Source organism: [Acidovorax] ebreus TPSY, from assembly GCF_000022305.1.
Lineage (GTDB): Bacteria > Pseudomonadota > Gammaproteobacteria > Burkholderiales > Burkholderiaceae_C > Diaphorobacter > Diaphorobacter nitroreducens.
Genome location: NC_011992.1, coordinates 1,351,163 through 1,367,210, shown reverse-complemented (window position 1 = coordinate 1,367,210; position 16,048 = coordinate 1,351,163). Strand labels below are relative to the sequence as shown.

Here is a 16,048-nt window from a genome sequence, read left to right as displayed (position 1 = left end):
CAAGCCTTCCGCAGGGGCGCCAAATTTTTCAGCCACCCAAAGCTCAATCACTACCGCTGCTGATGCTGCAGTCCGACGATCAAGCACTTTTCGATCTGTCTGGAAGGCCATACAGCTTCTTGAGTTGCATCAAGTTGACCGATCCGCTCTCCCCAGGAAAGGGCCCACAGTCCTGCCTCACCCGACAAGTTTCCGATCTTGCATCATGGTCATTTTGCGTGTTACGATAGTAATAGATCACTAACTACATGGAGTCCGAATCGTGAGTCAACGCCCCCAATACCTGTCCGCCGAAGATCGGCGTGCGGCCACAGTGCAAGCCGTGGTTGATCTGGCAGCCGAGCAGAACCCGGCCGAGATCACGACCACGGCGATTGCCGACCGAATGGGCCTGACACAGGGCGCGCTGTTTCGCCACTTCCCCACCAAGGAAGCCATCGTGGAAGCCACGATGTCGTGGGTCGGCGAACGTCTTCTGGTCAGCGTGGACAAGGCGGCCGAGGGCGCCGCATCTCCCGCCGCAGCGCTCGAAGCGATGTTCATCACGCACATCGACTTCGTGTCCAAGCACCCGGGCGTGCCACGCATGTTGTTCGGAGAGTTGCAGCGCTCTGGCGAAACGCTCGCCAAGCGCATGGTGCAAACCCTGATCCGCCAGTACGAGCAGCGCCTGCGTCGCCTGATGGAAGCGGGCAAGGCGCAGGGCGAGCTGAGCGCGGAGCTGGACGTGGACGCCGCCGCCGTGCTGTTCATCGGCACGATCCAGGGACTGGTTATGCAGTCCTTGCTGGCCGGCAAGGTCAGCCGGATTCGTCGCGATGCGCCCGCCGTGTTCGCCATCTATCGCCGTGGCATCGAAAGCGGCACATGAAGCGCCCGTCCAGTCCACAAGCGGCACGACGATCCAGCAAACCCTCCAAAGAACCGGGAGCCATGAACATGACTGCACACAGCGGGCGCGGAATCTGGATGCGTGTGATCGCCCTGATTGCCATCGCATTTGGTCTGCTGACCATCAGGGAAGGCGGCGCCGTTCTGTTTTTTGACGGCGCGGCGCGTGCCGCAGCCGGAAGCTACGTGCCGTTCGTGCTCTGGTTCAACTTCCTGGCCGGGTTTGCCTACGTCATCGCTGGCGCCGGATTGTGGATGCGCCGGCGCTGGGCCGCATGGATGTCGATGGCTATCGCGGTGGCAACGGCGCTCGTATTCCTGGCCTTCGGAGTGCATGTGGCGCTGGACGGCGCTTGGGAGCGGCGCACGCTCATTGCCATGACGCTGCGTACGTTGGTGTGGGTTGGCATTGCGGCCATGGCTTGGCGTCGATCAACAGCGCATGCACCGACCACGCGCGAGCACTGAGCATCTCTTTCCAGTGGAAACCCATCAATGACAACTCCGAACCTCCCTACAAGAAAAGCCCGTTGGGCCGTGATCATTGTTGCCCTGCTCGCCCTTGGCGGTGCACTGGCGTTCTGGTTCACGCGCGGCCATGACAACCAGGATGCATTGCGCCTCTATGGCAACGTCGACATCCGCGAGGTTCAACTGGCTTTCCGCCAGCCCGGGCGCATCACGCAAATGACTTTCGATGAGGGTGATGTCGTCACCGCCGGCGCGCGCCTGGCCACGCTCGACGCGCAGCCATATCAAGACGCCCTTGCAGCCGCGCAAGCCCAGGTGCAGGTGGCCCAGGCCGAGCTGGCCAAGCTGCGCCGCGGCCTGCGGCCGCAGGAAATCACCCAGGCACGCGAGGCGCTCAGACAAGCGCAGGCGCAGGCGCTTGACGCCGAGCGCAACTTCCAGCGCCAGAGCAGCCTGTTGGCGTCGGGCGCCAGCAGCCAGCGCACGGTCGATGCCGCACGCACTGCCAGGGATCAGGCGGCCGCGGGTGTCGAATCCGCCAAGGCCGCCCTGTCGCAGGCATCCGAAGGCTTTCGCAAGGAAGACATTGAGGCAGCGCAGGCTCGCCTTGCAGCCGCGCAGGCAGCCGCGGCGCAAGCCACCACTTCCCTGGCGGACACCGAACTGACGGCACCCAGCAACGGCACCATCATCGCGCGGGTGCGCGAGCCCGGCAGCATGGTGGCCAGCCAGAGCACGGTCTACAGCCTGAGTCTGGACAAGCCCGTGTACGTGCGCGCCTACGTGGGCGAACGGGATCTGGGCCGCATCGCACCGGGCACCGTGGTGCACGTCAGGAGCGATTCCGGGGAAAAGGTCTATCGCGGCCAGGTCGGCTTCATCTCGCCGCGCGCCGAGTTCACGCCAAAGACGGTGGAGACAACGGACTTGCGCACGGATCTGGTGTACCGCCTGCGCATCGTCATCGACGAGGCCGACAGCGATGCCGCCCTGCGCCAGGGCATGCCGGTGACGATCGCGGTCGATGCCAAGCCGGTCTCCGGCGCGCGCGCGGGGGAGCGTTGAGATGCAGGCAGACACCGCCATGGCCGCCACGCCGGCAAGCGCTGTCGCCGCTGCCGCCGTCGTCATCGAAGGGGTGGACAAGCATTTCGGCAAGGTGCAGGCCCTGCGCAGCTTGAGCGCGCACATCCACTACGGACGGCTGACGGGCCTGGTCGGCCCGGACGGCGCCGGCAAGACGACGCTGATGCGCATTCTGACCGGCCTGCTGGTGCCCAACGCCGGTCGCGTCACCCTGGCTGGCTTTGACGTGGTCAAGGACAACGACGCCATCCATGTCGCCAGCGGTTATATGCCGCAGCGCTTCGGCCTGTACGAAGACCTGTCGGTGATGGAGAACATGCGCCTGTATGCGCAGCTGCGCGGCATGGACGCGGATCGCAATGCCGATCTGTTTGCCGAGTTGCTGGACTTCACGCGGCTTGGGCCCTTTACCAAACGCTTGGCCGGCAAGCTCTCCGGCGGCATGAAGCAAAAGTTGGGGCTGGCCTGTGCGCTGATGGCGCGGCCCAAGGTGCTGCTGCTGGACGAGCCCGGCGTGGGCGTCGATCCGGTCAGCCGGCAGGATTTGTGGCGCATGGTGCAGGCACTGACCGATGAGGGCATGGCCGTGGTCTGGTCCACCGCCTACCTCGACGAGGCCGAGCGCTGCGAGAGCGTGCTGCTGTTGAACCAGGGGCAGCTCCTGTTCGATGGTCCACCGCAGCAACTCACCGCGCAACTTGAAGGCCGCAGCTTTCGCCTGGAAAACGTCGGCGCCGAGCGCCGCGCGGTTCTGACCGAGGCACTCGATCTGGAGAGCGTGAGCGACGGAGTGATCCAGGGCGCCGGCGTGCGTGTGGTACTGCGGGACGGTGCGCAGGCAAGCCAAATCCAGTCGCTGGCTGATCGTGCGCGCGTAGCGCTGGCCCCGGTGCCCGCACGCTTCGAAGACGCTTTCATCGATTTGCTTGGCGGCGGCCCCGGCGGTACTTCGACACTGGCCGAGCGCCTGCCACCAGTCGAGCTGGGTTCGGACGTTGCCGTGTCCTGCCGCAACCTCACGAAACGCTTCGGCGAATTCACCGCCACCGACAACGTCAGCTTCGAGGTGCAAAAGGGCGAAATCTTCGGTCTGCTCGGCCCCAATGGCGCCGGCAAGTCCACCACCTTCAAGATGCTGTGCGGCCTGTTGAAACCCACTGCTGGTGAAGCGCATGTGGTGGGCCATGATCTGCGCCGCGCCACCGGTGCAGCCAAGGGCCGGCTCGGCTACATGGCGCAGAAATTCTCGCTCTACGGTCTGCTGTCGGTGCAGCAGAACCTGGAATTTTCGGCCGGCGTTTACGGGCTGGAAGGCAACACCCGGCGCGAGCGCATTGCCGAGATGATCGAGACCTTCGATCTGGGGGAGTGGCTGTCCGCCACGCCCGATTCCCTGCCGCTGGGGCACAAGCAGCGCCTGGCGCTGGCCTGCTCGCTCATGCATCGGCCACCCGTGCTGTTCCTCGATGAGCCTACTTCGGGCGTGGACCCGATCACCCGGCGCGAGTTCTGGACCCACATCAACGGCCTGGCGCGCAAGGGCGTGACCATCATGGTCACCACCCACTTCATGGACGAGGCCGAATACTGCGACCGCGTCGCCATGCTCTCGCGCGCACGCCTGATCGCGTTGGACACGCCCGATGCGCTCAAGCGCGCCGCAGCCAATGTCGAACACCCCGACCCGACCATGGAGGACGCCTTCATTCACCTGGTGGAATCTGCCGACCGCGAGATGGAGGCCGCCGCATGAACGCTGTAGCACAACGCAAGGAAGGGGCTGCTTTGGAGCCGAGCGATTTGCGCCGCTTTGACCTGCGGCGGCTGATGGCCCTGGTCACCAAGGAAAGCTATCAGGCGCTGCGCGACCCCTCGACGCTCTTGATCGCCTTCGTGCTGCCGGTAGTGTTGCTGCTGCTGTTCGCCTATGCGGTGTCGCTGGATGCCAAGGAGGTCCGCGTCGGCGTCGTGCTGGAGTCGCCCGGTGCATCGGCGCAGTCGCTGGCCGCTGCCTTCTCGGGCACCCGCTTCTTGAAGACGCAATTCGCCCACGACCGGCGCGAGGTGGCAGACCAGCTCGTCTCCGGTGCGCTGCGCGGCTACGTCGTCATTCCGCAGGATTTCGAGCAGCGCCTGGCCCAGCGCGGAGCAGAACCGCTGGTGCAAATCATCACCGATGGCTCCTATCCCAACACCGCCAACTACGTCGAGAACTACGCCCGCGGCGTGGTGCAGACCTGGCGTGCCGGGCTGGATGTCGCGGCACCCGCGCAATCCGTCGTGCTGGAGCCACGCTACTGGTTCAACCCCGAGCTGGAAAGCCGTCGCGCGCTGATTCCCGGGGCCATTGCCATCGTCATGACCATCATCGGCACCATGCTGACCGCGCTGGTGGTGGCGCGCGAATGGGAGCGCGGCACCATGGAAGCGGTGCTGTCCACGCCCGCGTCGGTGGCCGAAATCCTGATCGGCAAGCTGCTGCCGTACTTCGTGCTCGGCATGCTGTCCACGCTGGGCGCGGCGGCCTTAGCCGTGTTCGTGTTCGGCGTGCCGATGCGCGGCTCTCTGGCGGCGCTGCTGCTCTTGTCGGCGGTGTTCATGGTGCCGGCGCTGGGCCAGGGCCTCTTGATTTCGTCGCTGGCGCGCAACCAGTTCCTGGCGGCGCAGATCGCCCTGTTCACGGGCTTTCTGCCGGCCTTCATGCTCTCAGGCTTTCTGTACGAGATCGATGCGATGCCAGCGCCGATCCGCGCCATCACTCGGGCGGTTCCGGCGCGCTACTTCGTCGATTCGCTCAAGACCGTGTTCCTGGCCGGCGACATCTGGGCCGTCTTCCTGCCCAACCTGGCGGCCATGGCGGCGATTGGGGCGCTGTTTTTCCTGATCGCCAAGCGCGCCACGCGCAAGAACCTGGAGTGAAGCCATGTTGACCTCCGCCTTCTCGTTCACCCGCCTGCGCGCCCAATTCATCAAGGAAGTGCTCAGCGTGCTGCGCGACCCGCGCAGCCGCATGGTGGTATTCGTACCGCCGATCCTGCAACTGCTGGTATTCGCCTTTGCAGCCACACTGGAAGTGCGCAACGTCGACATCGCCGTCTACAACCAGGACGCCGGGCGTTGGTCGCACGAGCTGGTGCAGCGCCTGGACAGCGCCCGCTTCATCACCCACGTGCGGCACGTGGACAGCCAGCGGCTGTTGCACGAGATGATCGACCGCGGCGAGGTGATCGCCGCGCTCGCCATTCCCGTGAATTTCTCGCGCACCATCGCCGCCGGCGACAGCGGCCGCGCCCAGGTTCTGGTCGATGGCCGGCGCAGCAACTCGGGCCAGATCACCGTCGCCTACCTGTCCACCATCGCCGCCGACGTTGGGGCCGAGGTCGTGCCCGACGCGCAGGCGCCGACGCCCGTGGTCGTGCGCCACTGGTTCAACCCCAACCTGGTCTACCGCTGGTTCATCGTGCCTGGGCTCACGGGCATCCTGGCGCTGTTCAGCGCGCTGCTCATCACCTCGCTGTCGATCGCGCGCGAACGCGAACTGGGCACCTTCGACCAGTTGCTGGTATCGCCCACCTCGACGCCGGAGATCATTGTTTCCAAGTCGCTGCCTGCGCTGGCGATCGGCACGCTCTTGGGCCTGTTCATGATCAGCGCCGGCGTGTTCCTGTTCGGCATCCCGTTCACCGGCTCGTTCGCGCTGCTGCTCGCCAGCCTGGTGCTGTTCATCCTGTCGGTGGTCGGCATCGGCCTGATGATTTCCGCAGTCAGCATGACCCAGCAGCAGGCCATCCTGGGGGCGTTCGCCATTGGCGTGCCGGCGGTGCTGATGTCGGGCTTTGCGACGCCGGTGGAAAACATGCCGCTCGTCCTGCAGTGGCTGGCCCAGGCCATTCCGCTGACCCACTTCCTCATCATCGTCGAAGGCAGCTTCCTCAAGGCCATGCCGCCCGGCGACATTCTCGCCAGCCTCTGGCCGCTGGCGCTCATCGCCCTCGCCACGCTGACGATGGCCACCGTATTCGTCCGAGGACGCCTGCAATGAAGACAAAACCCCACCACCTCTCCTCGTGCACGCTAGCCGCGAAGCCGACGTCCAAGGGCTTGCGCCCGGTCGCGCTGGCCATGTCCTGCGTGCTGCTGACTGCCTGTGCGACTGTGGGCCCCGACTACCGCGAACCGCCACCGGTCGATATTGGCAGCGGTTGGACTCTGCCTTTGGCAAGTGAATCGCAGTCTGCGGATCTGGCCCGCTGGTGGTCCGTGCTGGACGATCCGATTCTCGATCGCCTGATGAATACGGCGCTGGCACAGAACCTGGATCTGCGTCAGGCCGCTGCACGCATCGATGAAGCGCGTGCCCTGCGCGATCGCGTGGCCGGGGAGCGTCTTCCCACCGTCGGCGCTGGGGTCAGCGTCAACCGGCGCCGTCAAAGCGAGAACGGCCCTTTACCCGTTGGCTCCATCCCTGGCCTTGACGCCACCCAGACCATTTACGACGCGGGCTTCGACGCGGCATGGGAGGCCGATCTGTTCGGCGCCAAGCGGCGCGCCCTGGAAGGCGCCAGCGCCCGCCTGCAAGCCACCGAAGTCGAAGCACAGGGTGTGCGCATGCGCGTCGCGGCCGAGGTTGCGCGCACCTGGTTCACTGCCGTTGGCGCTGGATACGAGCTGCATGCACAACAAGCCACGCTGGACACGCTGCAGCAGACCTTGGAGTTGGTGCGCCTGCGGCATGCATTGGGCGACGCATCCGCCGCCGATGTAGAGGCGGCCTACGCGCAGTGGACCGCCGTCAACGCGCTGCTGCCGGACATCCAGGCACGCCAGCGCGCCGCGGTGCTTGGCCTGGGTGTGCTGCTAGGCTCCCCGCCCGAGCGTGAACTGGCATTGCTCGACGGCCCATTGGCACCGTGCACGCTGCGTGCCTTGCCGGTGGGCGAGCGTGCCGACCTGCTGCGCCGACGCCCTGACGTGCTGGCTGCGGAACGGCGACTGGCAGCAAGTTCCGCCGACATCGGCGTGGCCACGGCCGAGCTCTTCCCCAAGCTCTCCATCGGTGTCGGCGGCGGGTTTCAGGCGCTCAGCACGGGCGATTGGTTCGATGCATCCAGCTCACGTTTTTCCATCCTGCCGCTGATTTCCTGGCGCCTGTTCGACGGCGGCCGCGTGCGCGCTGAAATCCGGGCACGTGAGGCAGCCGAGCAGCAGGCTGCGCTGGCCTATGAGCAGGCGGTGCTGGCGGCGCTGGGCGACGCCGAGCGTGCGCTTGGCGACTATCACGGCGGGCTGGACACATTGGAGCGCCGCGCCATGGCCTTGGACGCGGCACGAACCAGCTACGGCTACGCCAAGGCCCGCTACGCCGCGGGCGATGTTGCACTGGTGGAACTGCTGGCCGCCCAGCGCAGCTTGCACGACGCCGAGACCGCGGCCGCCCGCGCGCATACCAGCGCCGCGGTGCAGTTGGTGGCGCTGTACAAGGCGCTTGGTGGTGGCTGGGATGCACCTGCAATGACATCGCAAACCAAGAATCCAGCCCTGAAGCCGATCGCAACTGTGCTCGCAGCACCCTCAGTTCCTTGATTCAACGAAAGGAGATCACCATGCAAATCAACGTAGGAAATCTCGACCGCATCGCGCGCGTCGTCATCGGCCTGATCCTGCTCAGCTTGCCGTTGTGGCTGGATTCACCGTGGCGCTGGCTGGGGCTCATTGGAATCATGCCGTTGATCACCGGCCTGGCGGGTCGCTGCCTAGGTTACCGCCTGCTCGGCGTGAGCACCTGCCCGATGCAAAAGAAATAACCCGAGTGAGCATCCTATGAAACTGAACTTTCTGGGCGCTGCGCGTGAAGTCACCGGATCGTGCTTCCTGGTGGAGGCGCTCAACCTGCGCTTCCTGGTGGATTGCGGCATGGTTCAGGGCGGGCGCACGGCGGCGGCGCGCAATCGCGAGCCGTTCACGTTCGATCCGGCGTCGATCGACTTCGTGCTCCTGACCCATGCCCATATCGACCATAGCGGGCTGTTGCCCAAACTCACGCGCGCTGGGTTCAAAGGAGCCATCTACGCCACTCCCGCTACGGTTGATCTGCTGGGCGTGATGCTGCCCGATAGCGCACACATCCAGGAGAGCGATGCAAAACGCAGTGCCAAAAGATCCCGTGGAGAGGATGCGCTGCCGCCGCTGTACACGCTGCAGGATGCGCGCGAATGCCTGCAACAAGTACGAGGCATCGAATACGACCGGGAGTTCGCGCCCCGTGTCGGGGTGCGCGCACGCTTTCGCGATGCCGGACACATCCTCGGATCGGCCATTATCGAAGTCTGGGTCACCGAGTATGGCTACCCGACGAAACTGGTATTCAGTGGCGACCTTGGCCAGCCGGGACGCCCGATATTGCGCGACCCGACACCCATCGAGGACGCCGACATCCTCGTCATCGAGTCCACCTATGGCAACCGCCAGCACAAGGACCTCTCGGCCACCGAAGAGGAGATGATCGGCATCGTCGAGAAAACCCTGTTCGAGCGCGGTGGCAACGTCATCGTGCCGGCCTTCGCGGTCGGTCGAACCCAGGAAGTCCTCTACCACCTGCACCGTCTCACCAGCGAGGGGCGACTGCGGCAACCGAAGGTATTCGTTGATTCGCCTATGGCCACGGAAGCCACGCGCATCACACGCGAGCACCTTGAGCTGTTCGATGAGCAGGCAAAGCGCCTGGCAGGATGGCACGCGCGCGGCGAAAACCTGCCGTATCTGCATTTCACGGAAAGTGCCGAAGAGTCCATGACGCTGAACCAGATTCGTTCGGGCGCCATCATCATTTCCGCCAGCGGCATGTGCGATGCGGGGCGCATCCGGCACCACCTGCGCCACAATTTGCCGCGCAAGGAATGCAGTGTCCTGTTCTCCGGCTTCCAGGCGCAGGGAACACTTGGCCGTCAACTGGTCGATGGCGCTCAACGCGTGCGCATCTTCGGCGACGACATTCCGGTGCGCGCGGCGATCCACAGTGTCGATGGGCTCTCGGCGCACGCCGACCAACCGGCCCTGATGGCCTGGGCCCGCGGCTTCAAGCAAGCCCCGGAGCAAACCTTCGTGGTGCATGGGGAGCCGTCCGCTGCGCAGAATTTTGCGGAACTCCTGCAACAGCAGCTTGGCTGGCAGGTCTCGGTGCCTGAACATGGCCAGGTGGTGCCCTGGCCGGATTTTCTGGCGATCGAGCGATGACCCCATCCGCTGATCCTGACGAGCGCCTGCGCGCCATCCTCGATTCACCCACGTACCGTCTTGCGTACGAAGACATCGATTTGCTTGGCCAGGAAGAGCTTCGGCCATTGCGCCTGCAGCTTGAGCTGCTCAAGCCCGAGCGCATCCTGCACGAACAAGGCGTCCATTCGACGGTGGTGGTCTTCGGCAGTGCACGCGTCAGCGACGCCGAGACGGCCACCGCCCGCCTTGACGCGCTGGAGCAGCAGGCGCGCACCACGCCGCAGAATTCCAAGCTGACACAAGAGCTCTCCCGAGCCCGCCGCCGCGTGGAACAGGCGCGCTACTACGAAGAGGCACAGCGCTTCGCCCACCTGATTTCCAAGCGCTTCCAGCAACAGGAGCGGTGCGATTTCGTCGTCATCACCGGTGGCGGGCCAGGCATCATGGAGGCAGCCAATCGCGGTGCTTTCGATGCCGGGGCTCGCTCGATCGGGCTCAACATCACGTTGCCGCACGAACAAACCCCGAACTCCTACATGTGTCCGGAGCTGGCGTTCCGGTTCCACTATTTCGCGCTGCGCAAGATGCATTTCCTGATGCATGCGCGTGGTCTGGTGACCTTTCCGGGCGGCTTCGGCACGCTCGATGAATTATTCGAAGTGTTGACTTTGATCCAAACCGGCAAGATGCAGCGGATTCCGGTGGTTCTGGTCGGTCGCACCTTCTGGCATCGGGCCGTTGATTTCGACCTTCTGCTCGACGAAGGCTACGTATCACCATCCGATCTCGACTTGTTTACCTGCGTGGACAAAGCCGAAGAAATCATTGGCGCCCTGGAACGCTTTTACATCGATAGGGCAACAGACGGCACGCCATCATGATGCGCATCGGCAGCCGTCACGCGCGCCTGCCCAAGGCCAATGCGCGGCGGCCGGTGCGCAGTGTCACGCTGATGGTTGCCTGCGCGGTGCTCGGTCCGGTTGCCGCCCATGGCACGGAACTCACACCCTCAGCTGATTCTTCCCGCTGCCTGCCAGAGCAGTCCCTGCACTGGAGAGGAGGCACCCTGCGCCTGGAGAACGATTTGTTCACCGGTACCGACCGCAACTACACCAATGGCGTGGCGTTGAGCGTGGTTTCGCGCGATCTGCAAGGCGCGCTCCGCCCGGAATGTCTGCCCCAACCGATTGCCTGGTATACCCGCTTCATCGGCTGGGCTGATCCCGAGTTCTGGCGGGACTCTGGAGCCCGGTCGGCATCGCAAAACATCGTCGTGCGCTTCGGCCAGTCCATGTACACGCCCGAGGACAAGACGCGCACCGATCTGATTTCCGACGATCGCCCGTACGCCGGCCTGCTGTACCTGGGCTTGGCATGGAATCGCCGCGTCCAACCACAGGCCGCCAGCTACGAAATGCTTGACGTGCGCGAACTGACCCTGGGCGTGATTGGCCCTTGGTCGTTGGCGGAGCAATCACAGGATCTGGTGCATCGGGTGCGGGGCATCGATCGCTTTCGCGGCTGGGACAACCAGTTGCGCAACGAACCCGCGTTCCAGATGGCCATGGAGCGCAAGTTCAAGTCGTACACGGAGGGTGCCGTCCGGCCGGGATGGAGCGGCGACGTGATCGGCAGCTATGCCCTGCGGATCGGAAACATTGAAACCGCAGCCAGTACCGGCGTGGAATTGCGTGCGGGCTGGAACATTCCGAACGATTTCGGCAGCTATCCGATTCGACCCGGCGCTGAGAACCGCCCGCCCTCGGGCGTTTCCGACCTGCGCAGGACAGAGCCGCAATCGGCGCGCGCGCCCAAACCCGGAGCGCATGCATTCCTAAACCTGGAGGCCAAAGCCGTTGCCTGGGACTTCTCGCTCGACGGGAATCTGTTTCGGCACAGCCACCACGTCAGTCGACGACCCTGGGTCGCTCAGGCAGCCATTGGCATCAGCAGCCAATGGATTGTTGCCGGGCATGGCGTGCGGCTTGCCGTGATGCGCGTCTGGAGAACCCGCGAGTTCGACCAGCAGATCGGCCATCACGCCTTCGGATCGATTGCGCTGAGCATGGAATTTTGAAAGCCCGAAGCCATGCGCTCGCCTGCGAAGCATTCACCAACAACCTCAATGGAGAACCTAGTGAGTCACCTCTTGAACCATCGACAGCTTTTGACGATCGCCTTATCAGTAGCCTTGGCTACCGCCGCCACGGGGCTTGGTGCGCAGTCCGCCGAGGCTGCAAAGCCGATGGCGCTTCGCAGCGTCATGGAGAAGCTTGGCCGTGACATGCAAGCCGTCACCGGTGCGATTTCCAAGGAGGAGTGGACGCTGGTCGCCGAGTTGGCGCCAAGAATCGCCAAGCATGCCGAGCCACCCCTGGGCGAAAAAATGCGCATTCTTGGCTGGCTTGGCACGGATGCCGGGAAGTTTCGGGGTTTCGATGGACAGGTCCATGACGCTGCGAGCTCCATGGGGGATGCCGCCAAACGCGGTGACGGCCAGGCCGTGATCGCGGCATTCTCCAAGACGCAACAAAGCTGCCTTGCTTGTCACCAAAGCTTCCGACAATCGTTCATGAAGCAATTTTATGAGAGTCGCTGACACGCATTTGTCCCAGACCGGTTTGTATGGGACATCACGATTGGGAGCGTCACGATGAGCAACTCACAGCCGAGCCTCATCCTGGTACTCAATTGCGGCTCCTCAAGCATCAAGTTCGCCTTGTTCGATGCACAGGCGCGCCCGTTGCCGCGCAAGCCGTTCTGGCACGGCAAGGTGCAAGGGATTACTGGGCCTGTGCCTGAGTACAGCGACAGTGGCACTGCACAGCAGCGCATCCATTTGGATCACGAACACCCTCACACCGCCGCTCTGGCGTTGATTCAAGCGCGCATCGTGGCCCGACTCGATGGCCGCCGCATTGTGGCCATCGCGCATCGTGTCGTTCATGGCGGCAGCAGGTACTTCGAGCCAACCCTGGTGACCGCTGGCACCATCGCGGAGCTGCGGGCCTTGATTCCTTTGGCGCCCCTGCACCAACCCTTTCCTCTGAAGGCCATGAGTTTGCTGTTCGAGCAGTGGCCCGGAATTGTTCAGGTAGCGTGCTTCGATACAGCCTTTCACCGCACGGAGCCAAAGGTGGAGCAGATCCTGCCGCTGCCGTACTCGGCCTGGGAACGCGGTCTGCGCCGTTACGGCTTCCACGGCCTTTCGTACGACTACATGAGCCACGTTCTCCCCGAGCGCCACGGCGATCTGGCACGCGGCCGCACCATCGTCGCGCATCTCGGCAGCGGGGCCAGCCTGTGCGCGATGCAGAACCTGCAAAGCGTCGCCACCACGATGGGCTTTTCCGCACTCGACGGCCTGATGATGGGCACCCGCACAGGTTCGCTCGATCCGGGCGCCTTACTCTACCTGATGGAAATCGAAAAGCTCTCGCTGGAAGAAGTGGGCCGCACGCTTTACAACCAGTCCGGCCTGCTCGGTGTTTCCGGAATTTCGGCCGAACCGCGCGTCGTGGTGATGCACGAGGCTGATCCTGGCGAAGCCGGCGAACGCGCCCGCATCGCGTTAGCGCTCTACGTGCGCCGCATCGTGCGCGAGATTGGCGCGCTGGTCGCAGTCCTTGGCGGCCTGGATCTGTTCGTGTTCACTGCCGGCGTCGGTGAGCACAACGCCTTCGTGCGCGAGCGCGTCTGCCGCGACCTGGCCTTTCTCGACATCAAACTGGATACGGATGCCAACGCCATTGATGCCCCAGTCATCTCCACCACCGACAGCCGGGTACTGGTCGCGGTGGAGCCTACCAACGAGGAATGGGTCGCAGCACGCTATACGCAGGAATTGATGAGCGCCGCGTGATGTCCCAGCCAGGCAAAGCTCGCTCGGCTCAACGAGCTCTGTAGCCACATTGGGTTCGTCGGCACCAAAGAAGGAAAATCACATGACCACCGCTTCCACCCTCCGCCAGCGCTGGCTGACCGGCCACGGCCCCATCGTCCATCGCGACGAGACCGCCGCACGTGTCGAGGCGCTGGTGGCTCGCTTGATCGCTGACGGCCGCGTTGCCGACGAAGCAACGGCCTACACCCTGCTTGCCGCCGCCGACCGCCTGGGCTGCGTGGCCATGAACGTGGTCGCGCACATGACCTATGCGCGCCGCATCGATCTTTCCGGCGCGGTGCTGTCAGCCGAGGACTTCAAGCCAACGCCCGAAGGCCACACCGGCGGCTCACTGAACATGGTGCTGGCCTTCGTCGGCTACCTGCTCGCCAACGCGCTCACCGGTAGCACGCGCGGCTGGATCATGGGCCAAGGCCATTGCGTCGCCGCCATCGAAGCCGTCAATGCGCTGACCGGCGACGTCTCGCCCGCGCAGCGGGGTCGCTACGACCGCAGCGAGGAAGGCCTGTCGCGCCTGTGCGCCGATTTCTATTCCTACGCCATCGATGCGCAGGGCCGCCCGGCGGTGCCGCTGGGCAGCCATGCCGGCCCCAATACTGCCGGCGCCGTGTCCGAAGGCGGCTACCTCGGCTTTGCCGAACTGCAGTACATCCACATGCCGCTGCCTGGTGAATCGCTGGTCGCCTTCCTGAGCGACGGCGCCTTCGAGGAGCAGCGTGGCCCGGACTGGGCACCACGCTGGTGGCGTGCGCAGGACAGCGGCTTCGCTGTGCCGGTGATGATTCTCAACGGTCGCCGCATCGAGCAGCGCACCCAAATCATGCAGGAAGGGGGTGCGCAATGGCTGGCCGAAGACGTGCGCCACAACGGCTTCGACCCGGTGATCGTCGATGGCCGCGACCCGGCTGCGATCGCCTGGGCGATCATCGAAGCTGAGGACGCGTTGCGCGCCTTCGCCGCTGATCCGGATCGCCGCTATCCGGCGCCTCTGCCCTACGTGATCGCCGAGACCGAGAAGGGCTTCGGCTTTCGGGGCGCAGACAGCAACGCCGCGCACAACCTGCCGCTGGGCGGCAACCCCCACACGGATACCGCCATGCGTGGGCTGTTCAATGAATGCGCGGCGGCACTGTTAGTTGCTCCGGCCGAACTCGATGCTGCGCTCGCCGCCTTCGCAACTCACGCCGCCCAGCAGCGCCCGCTGGAAAGCACGCATCCGCTAGCGCACCGCCACCCCGCTGCGCCCAGGTTGCCCGAACCGCGCTGGGAAATATCAGGCAGCGAAGGCAGTGCGATGACGGCGCTGGACCAGTGGTTCGTCGAATTCGCCAAAGCCAATCCCGAGCTGCGCATGCGCATCGGCAACCCTGACGAATTGGCCAGCAACAAGATGGGCGACACGCTGGCGCTGCTCAAGCACCGCGTCAACGAGCCCGAACCCAGCGTGCCCGAGGACCTGCACGGCGCCATCATCACCGCGCTCAACGAAGAAGCCGTGGCCGCCGCCGCGCTCGGCAACAAGGGTGGACTGAACCTGATCGTCAGCTACGAAGCGTTCGCCGTGAAGATGCTCGGTCTGATGCGGCAGGAAATCACCTTCTCCCGCCACCAGCGCCAGGTCGGCCGGCCCGCCGGCTGGCTGTCTGTGCCGCTCATCGTCACCTCGCACACCTGGGAAAACGCCAAGAACGAACAATCACATCAAGATCCGACCATCGGCGAGGCCCTGCTGGGCGAGATGTCGGACACCTCGCGCGTACTGTTCCCGGTGGATGGCAACACCGCCGTCGCCGCGCTGCGCGACGTCTATGCCGGACGCGGCCAACTGGCCTGCCTGATCGTCTCCAAGCGCGACGTGGAAAACCGCTTCGACGCCGAATCGGCGCAACGCCTGATCCGTGACGGTGCAGCCCATCTGATCGGCGACCCTGCCAAGGCCGATGTCCAGCTCATCGCGCTGGGCGCCTACCAGCTCGACGAGGCGATCAAGGCGCAGCGGCACCTTGCCAGACTGGGCAAGCGCGCCTGCGTCACCGTCATCCTGGAACCCGGCCGCCTGCGCATCCCGCGCGACGCCATGGAAGCCGAATTCGTCGATGACGACGCCACCGTCAACGCGCTGTTTCCGCCGGGCCTGCCGCGCGTGATCCTCACCCACACCCGCCCCGAGCCCATGCTCGGCATCCTGCGCCGCATCGACAGCGGCCCCGCCAGAACCCGCGCCCTCGGCTACATCTGCCGCGGCGGTACTTTCGATGTCCCCGGCATGTTGTTCGCCAACCGCTGCACCTGCGCGCATGCGGTGGATGCAGCAGCGACCGTGGCCGACTGGAATCGCGAAGCACTGCTCGACCATGCACAGCGCGCAGCTCTTGATGGCACCGGCGATCCACGTGATTTACTGAGCGCGTGAGTCAGGCGCGCGAACCGTGTGCTGGCCACGAAGTGTGCCGACAGCGCTGCCTGGCGATACGCCACGGA

Annotated in this window: 14 protein-coding genes; all 14 read left to right on the top strand. The window is 64.7% G+C overall.

What is annotated here, in order from left to right; translation table 11 throughout:
• The first annotated feature begins 262 nt into the window (after positions 1 to 262).
• The 14 genes from DTPSY_RS06545 to DTPSY_RS06480 all read left to right on the top strand — a co-directional run bounded on the left by DTPSY_RS06545 (position 263) and on the right by DTPSY_RS06480 (position 15,980).
• Positions 263 to 871, top strand: a complete 609-nt coding sequence (locus DTPSY_RS06545; protein WP_013519663.1) for a TetR/AcrR family transcriptional regulator — start codon at positions 263 to 265, stop codon at positions 869 to 871.
• Entirely contained in the window at positions 868 to 1,359 is a 492-nt protein-coding gene (locus DTPSY_RS06540) for a hypothetical protein (RefSeq protein WP_434060548.1), read from the top strand. The genes DTPSY_RS06545 and DTPSY_RS06540 overlap by 4 nt, the downstream gene beginning before the upstream one ends.
• A 27-nt stretch (positions 1,360 to 1,386) precedes the next feature.
• Positions 1,387 to 2,427, top strand: a complete 1,041-nt coding sequence (gene hlyD / locus DTPSY_RS06535) for a secretion protein HlyD (protein ID WP_013519665.1) — start codon at positions 1,387 to 1,389, stop codon at positions 2,425 to 2,427.
• Position 2,428: 1 nt separating this feature from the next.
• Positions 2,429 to 4,201: an ATP-binding cassette domain-containing protein gene (locus tag DTPSY_RS06530; RefSeq protein WP_015912933.1), complete on the top strand. Its 1,773-nt coding sequence runs from the start codon at positions 2,429 to 2,431 to the stop codon at positions 4,199 to 4,201.
• A complete protein-coding gene (locus DTPSY_RS06525) occupies positions 4,198 to 5,367 on the top strand; it encodes an ABC transporter permease (protein ID WP_013519667.1) in 1,170 nt (389 codons plus the stop codon). Before DTPSY_RS06530 ends, DTPSY_RS06525 begins: the two co-directional genes overlap by 4 nt.
• Before the next feature lie 4 nt (positions 5,368 to 5,371).
• Positions 5,372 to 6,490 carry an ABC transporter permease gene (locus DTPSY_RS06520; RefSeq protein ID WP_015912932.1) on the top strand — a complete coding sequence of 373 codons (1,119 nt, stop codon included), beginning with the start codon at positions 5,372 to 5,374 and terminating at the stop codon, positions 6,488 to 6,490.
• The gene (locus DTPSY_RS06515) at positions 6,487 to 8,031 is read left to right on the top strand and encodes an efflux transporter outer membrane subunit (RefSeq protein WP_015912931.1); all 1,545 of its coding nucleotides are present in this window, start codon (positions 6,487 to 6,489) and stop codon (positions 8,029 to 8,031) included. Before DTPSY_RS06520 ends, DTPSY_RS06515 begins: the two co-directional genes overlap by 4 nt.
• Before the next feature lie 20 nt (positions 8,032 to 8,051).
• Complete coding sequence (locus tag DTPSY_RS06510; RefSeq protein WP_015912930.1) at positions 8,052 to 8,252, top strand: YgaP family membrane protein; 201 nt, start codon at positions 8,052 to 8,054, stop codon at positions 8,250 to 8,252.
• 16 nt (positions 8,253 to 8,268) lie between these two features.
• Positions 8,269 to 9,681 carry an MBL fold metallo-hydrolase RNA specificity domain-containing protein gene (locus DTPSY_RS06505; RefSeq protein ID WP_015912929.1) on the top strand — a complete coding sequence of 471 codons (1,413 nt, stop codon included), beginning with the start codon at positions 8,269 to 8,271 and terminating at the stop codon, positions 9,679 to 9,681.
• The gene (locus tag DTPSY_RS06500) at positions 9,678 to 10,544 is read left to right on the top strand and encodes an LOG family protein (protein WP_015912928.1); all 867 of its coding nucleotides are present in this window, start codon (positions 9,678 to 9,680) and stop codon (positions 10,542 to 10,544) included. Before DTPSY_RS06505 ends, DTPSY_RS06500 begins: the two co-directional genes overlap by 4 nt.
• Positions 10,541 to 11,740, top strand: a complete 1,200-nt coding sequence (locus DTPSY_RS06495) for a lipid A deacylase LpxR family protein (protein ID WP_015912927.1) — start codon at positions 10,541 to 10,543, stop codon at positions 11,738 to 11,740. The genes DTPSY_RS06500 and DTPSY_RS06495 overlap by 4 nt, the downstream gene beginning before the upstream one ends.
• A 48-nt stretch (positions 11,741 to 11,788) precedes the next feature.
• A complete protein-coding gene (locus DTPSY_RS06490; protein ID WP_041838813.1) occupies positions 11,789 to 12,262 on the top strand; it encodes a cytochrome c in 474 nt (157 codons plus the stop codon).
• 54 nt (positions 12,263 to 12,316) lie between these two features.
• Positions 12,317 to 13,525, top strand: coding sequence for an acetate/propionate family kinase (locus DTPSY_RS06485; protein ID WP_015912925.1), 1,209 nt, complete (start codon positions 12,317 to 12,319; stop codon positions 13,523 to 13,525).
• A gap of 82 nt (positions 13,526 to 13,607) precedes the next feature.
• A complete protein-coding gene (locus DTPSY_RS06480; protein ID WP_015912924.1) occupies positions 13,608 to 15,980 on the top strand; it encodes a phosphoketolase family protein in 2,373 nt (790 codons plus the stop codon).
• The last annotated feature ends 68 nt before the right edge of the window (positions 15,981 to 16,048 follow it).

What these genes read in the sequence shown, in the direction of transcription:
- DTPSY_RS06540 (WP_434060548.1), top strand. Translation starts at nt 868, where the DNA reads ATGAAGCGCCCGTCCAGTCCACAAGCGGCACGACGATCCAGCAAACCC.
- hlyD (WP_013519665.1), top strand. Translation starts at nt 1,387, where the DNA reads ATGACAACTCCGAACCTCCCTACAAGAAAAGCCCGTTGGGCCGTGATC.
- DTPSY_RS06530 (WP_015912933.1), top strand. Translation starts at nt 2,429, where the DNA reads ATGCAGGCAGACACCGCCATGGCCGCCACGCCGGCAAGCGCTGTCGCC.
- DTPSY_RS06525 (WP_013519667.1), top strand. Translation starts at nt 4,198, where the DNA reads ATGAACGCTGTAGCACAACGCAAGGAAGGGGCTGCTTTGGAGCCGAGC.
- DTPSY_RS06520 (WP_015912932.1), top strand. Translation starts at nt 5,372, where the DNA reads ATGTTGACCTCCGCCTTCTCGTTCACCCGCCTGCGCGCCCAATTCATC.
- DTPSY_RS06515 (WP_015912931.1), top strand. Translation starts at nt 6,487, where the DNA reads ATGAAGACAAAACCCCACCACCTCTCCTCGTGCACGCTAGCCGCGAAG.
- DTPSY_RS06510 (WP_015912930.1), top strand. Translation starts at nt 8,052, where the DNA reads ATGCAAATCAACGTAGGAAATCTCGACCGCATCGCGCGCGTCGTCATC.
- DTPSY_RS06505 (WP_015912929.1), top strand. Translation starts at nt 8,269, where the DNA reads ATGAAACTGAACTTTCTGGGCGCTGCGCGTGAAGTCACCGGATCGTGC.
- DTPSY_RS06500 (WP_015912928.1), top strand. Translation starts at nt 9,678, where the DNA reads ATGACCCCATCCGCTGATCCTGACGAGCGCCTGCGCGCCATCCTCGAT.
- DTPSY_RS06495 (WP_015912927.1), top strand. Translation starts at nt 10,541, where the DNA reads ATGATGCGCATCGGCAGCCGTCACGCGCGCCTGCCCAAGGCCAATGCG.
- DTPSY_RS06490 (WP_041838813.1), top strand. Translation starts at nt 11,789, where the DNA reads ATGGAGAACCTAGTGAGTCACCTCTTGAACCATCGACAGCTTTTGACG.
- DTPSY_RS06485 (WP_015912925.1), top strand. Translation starts at nt 12,317, where the DNA reads ATGAGCAACTCACAGCCGAGCCTCATCCTGGTACTCAATTGCGGCTCC.
- DTPSY_RS06480 (WP_015912924.1), top strand. Translation starts at nt 13,608, where the DNA reads ATGACCACCGCTTCCACCCTCCGCCAGCGCTGGCTGACCGGCCACGGC.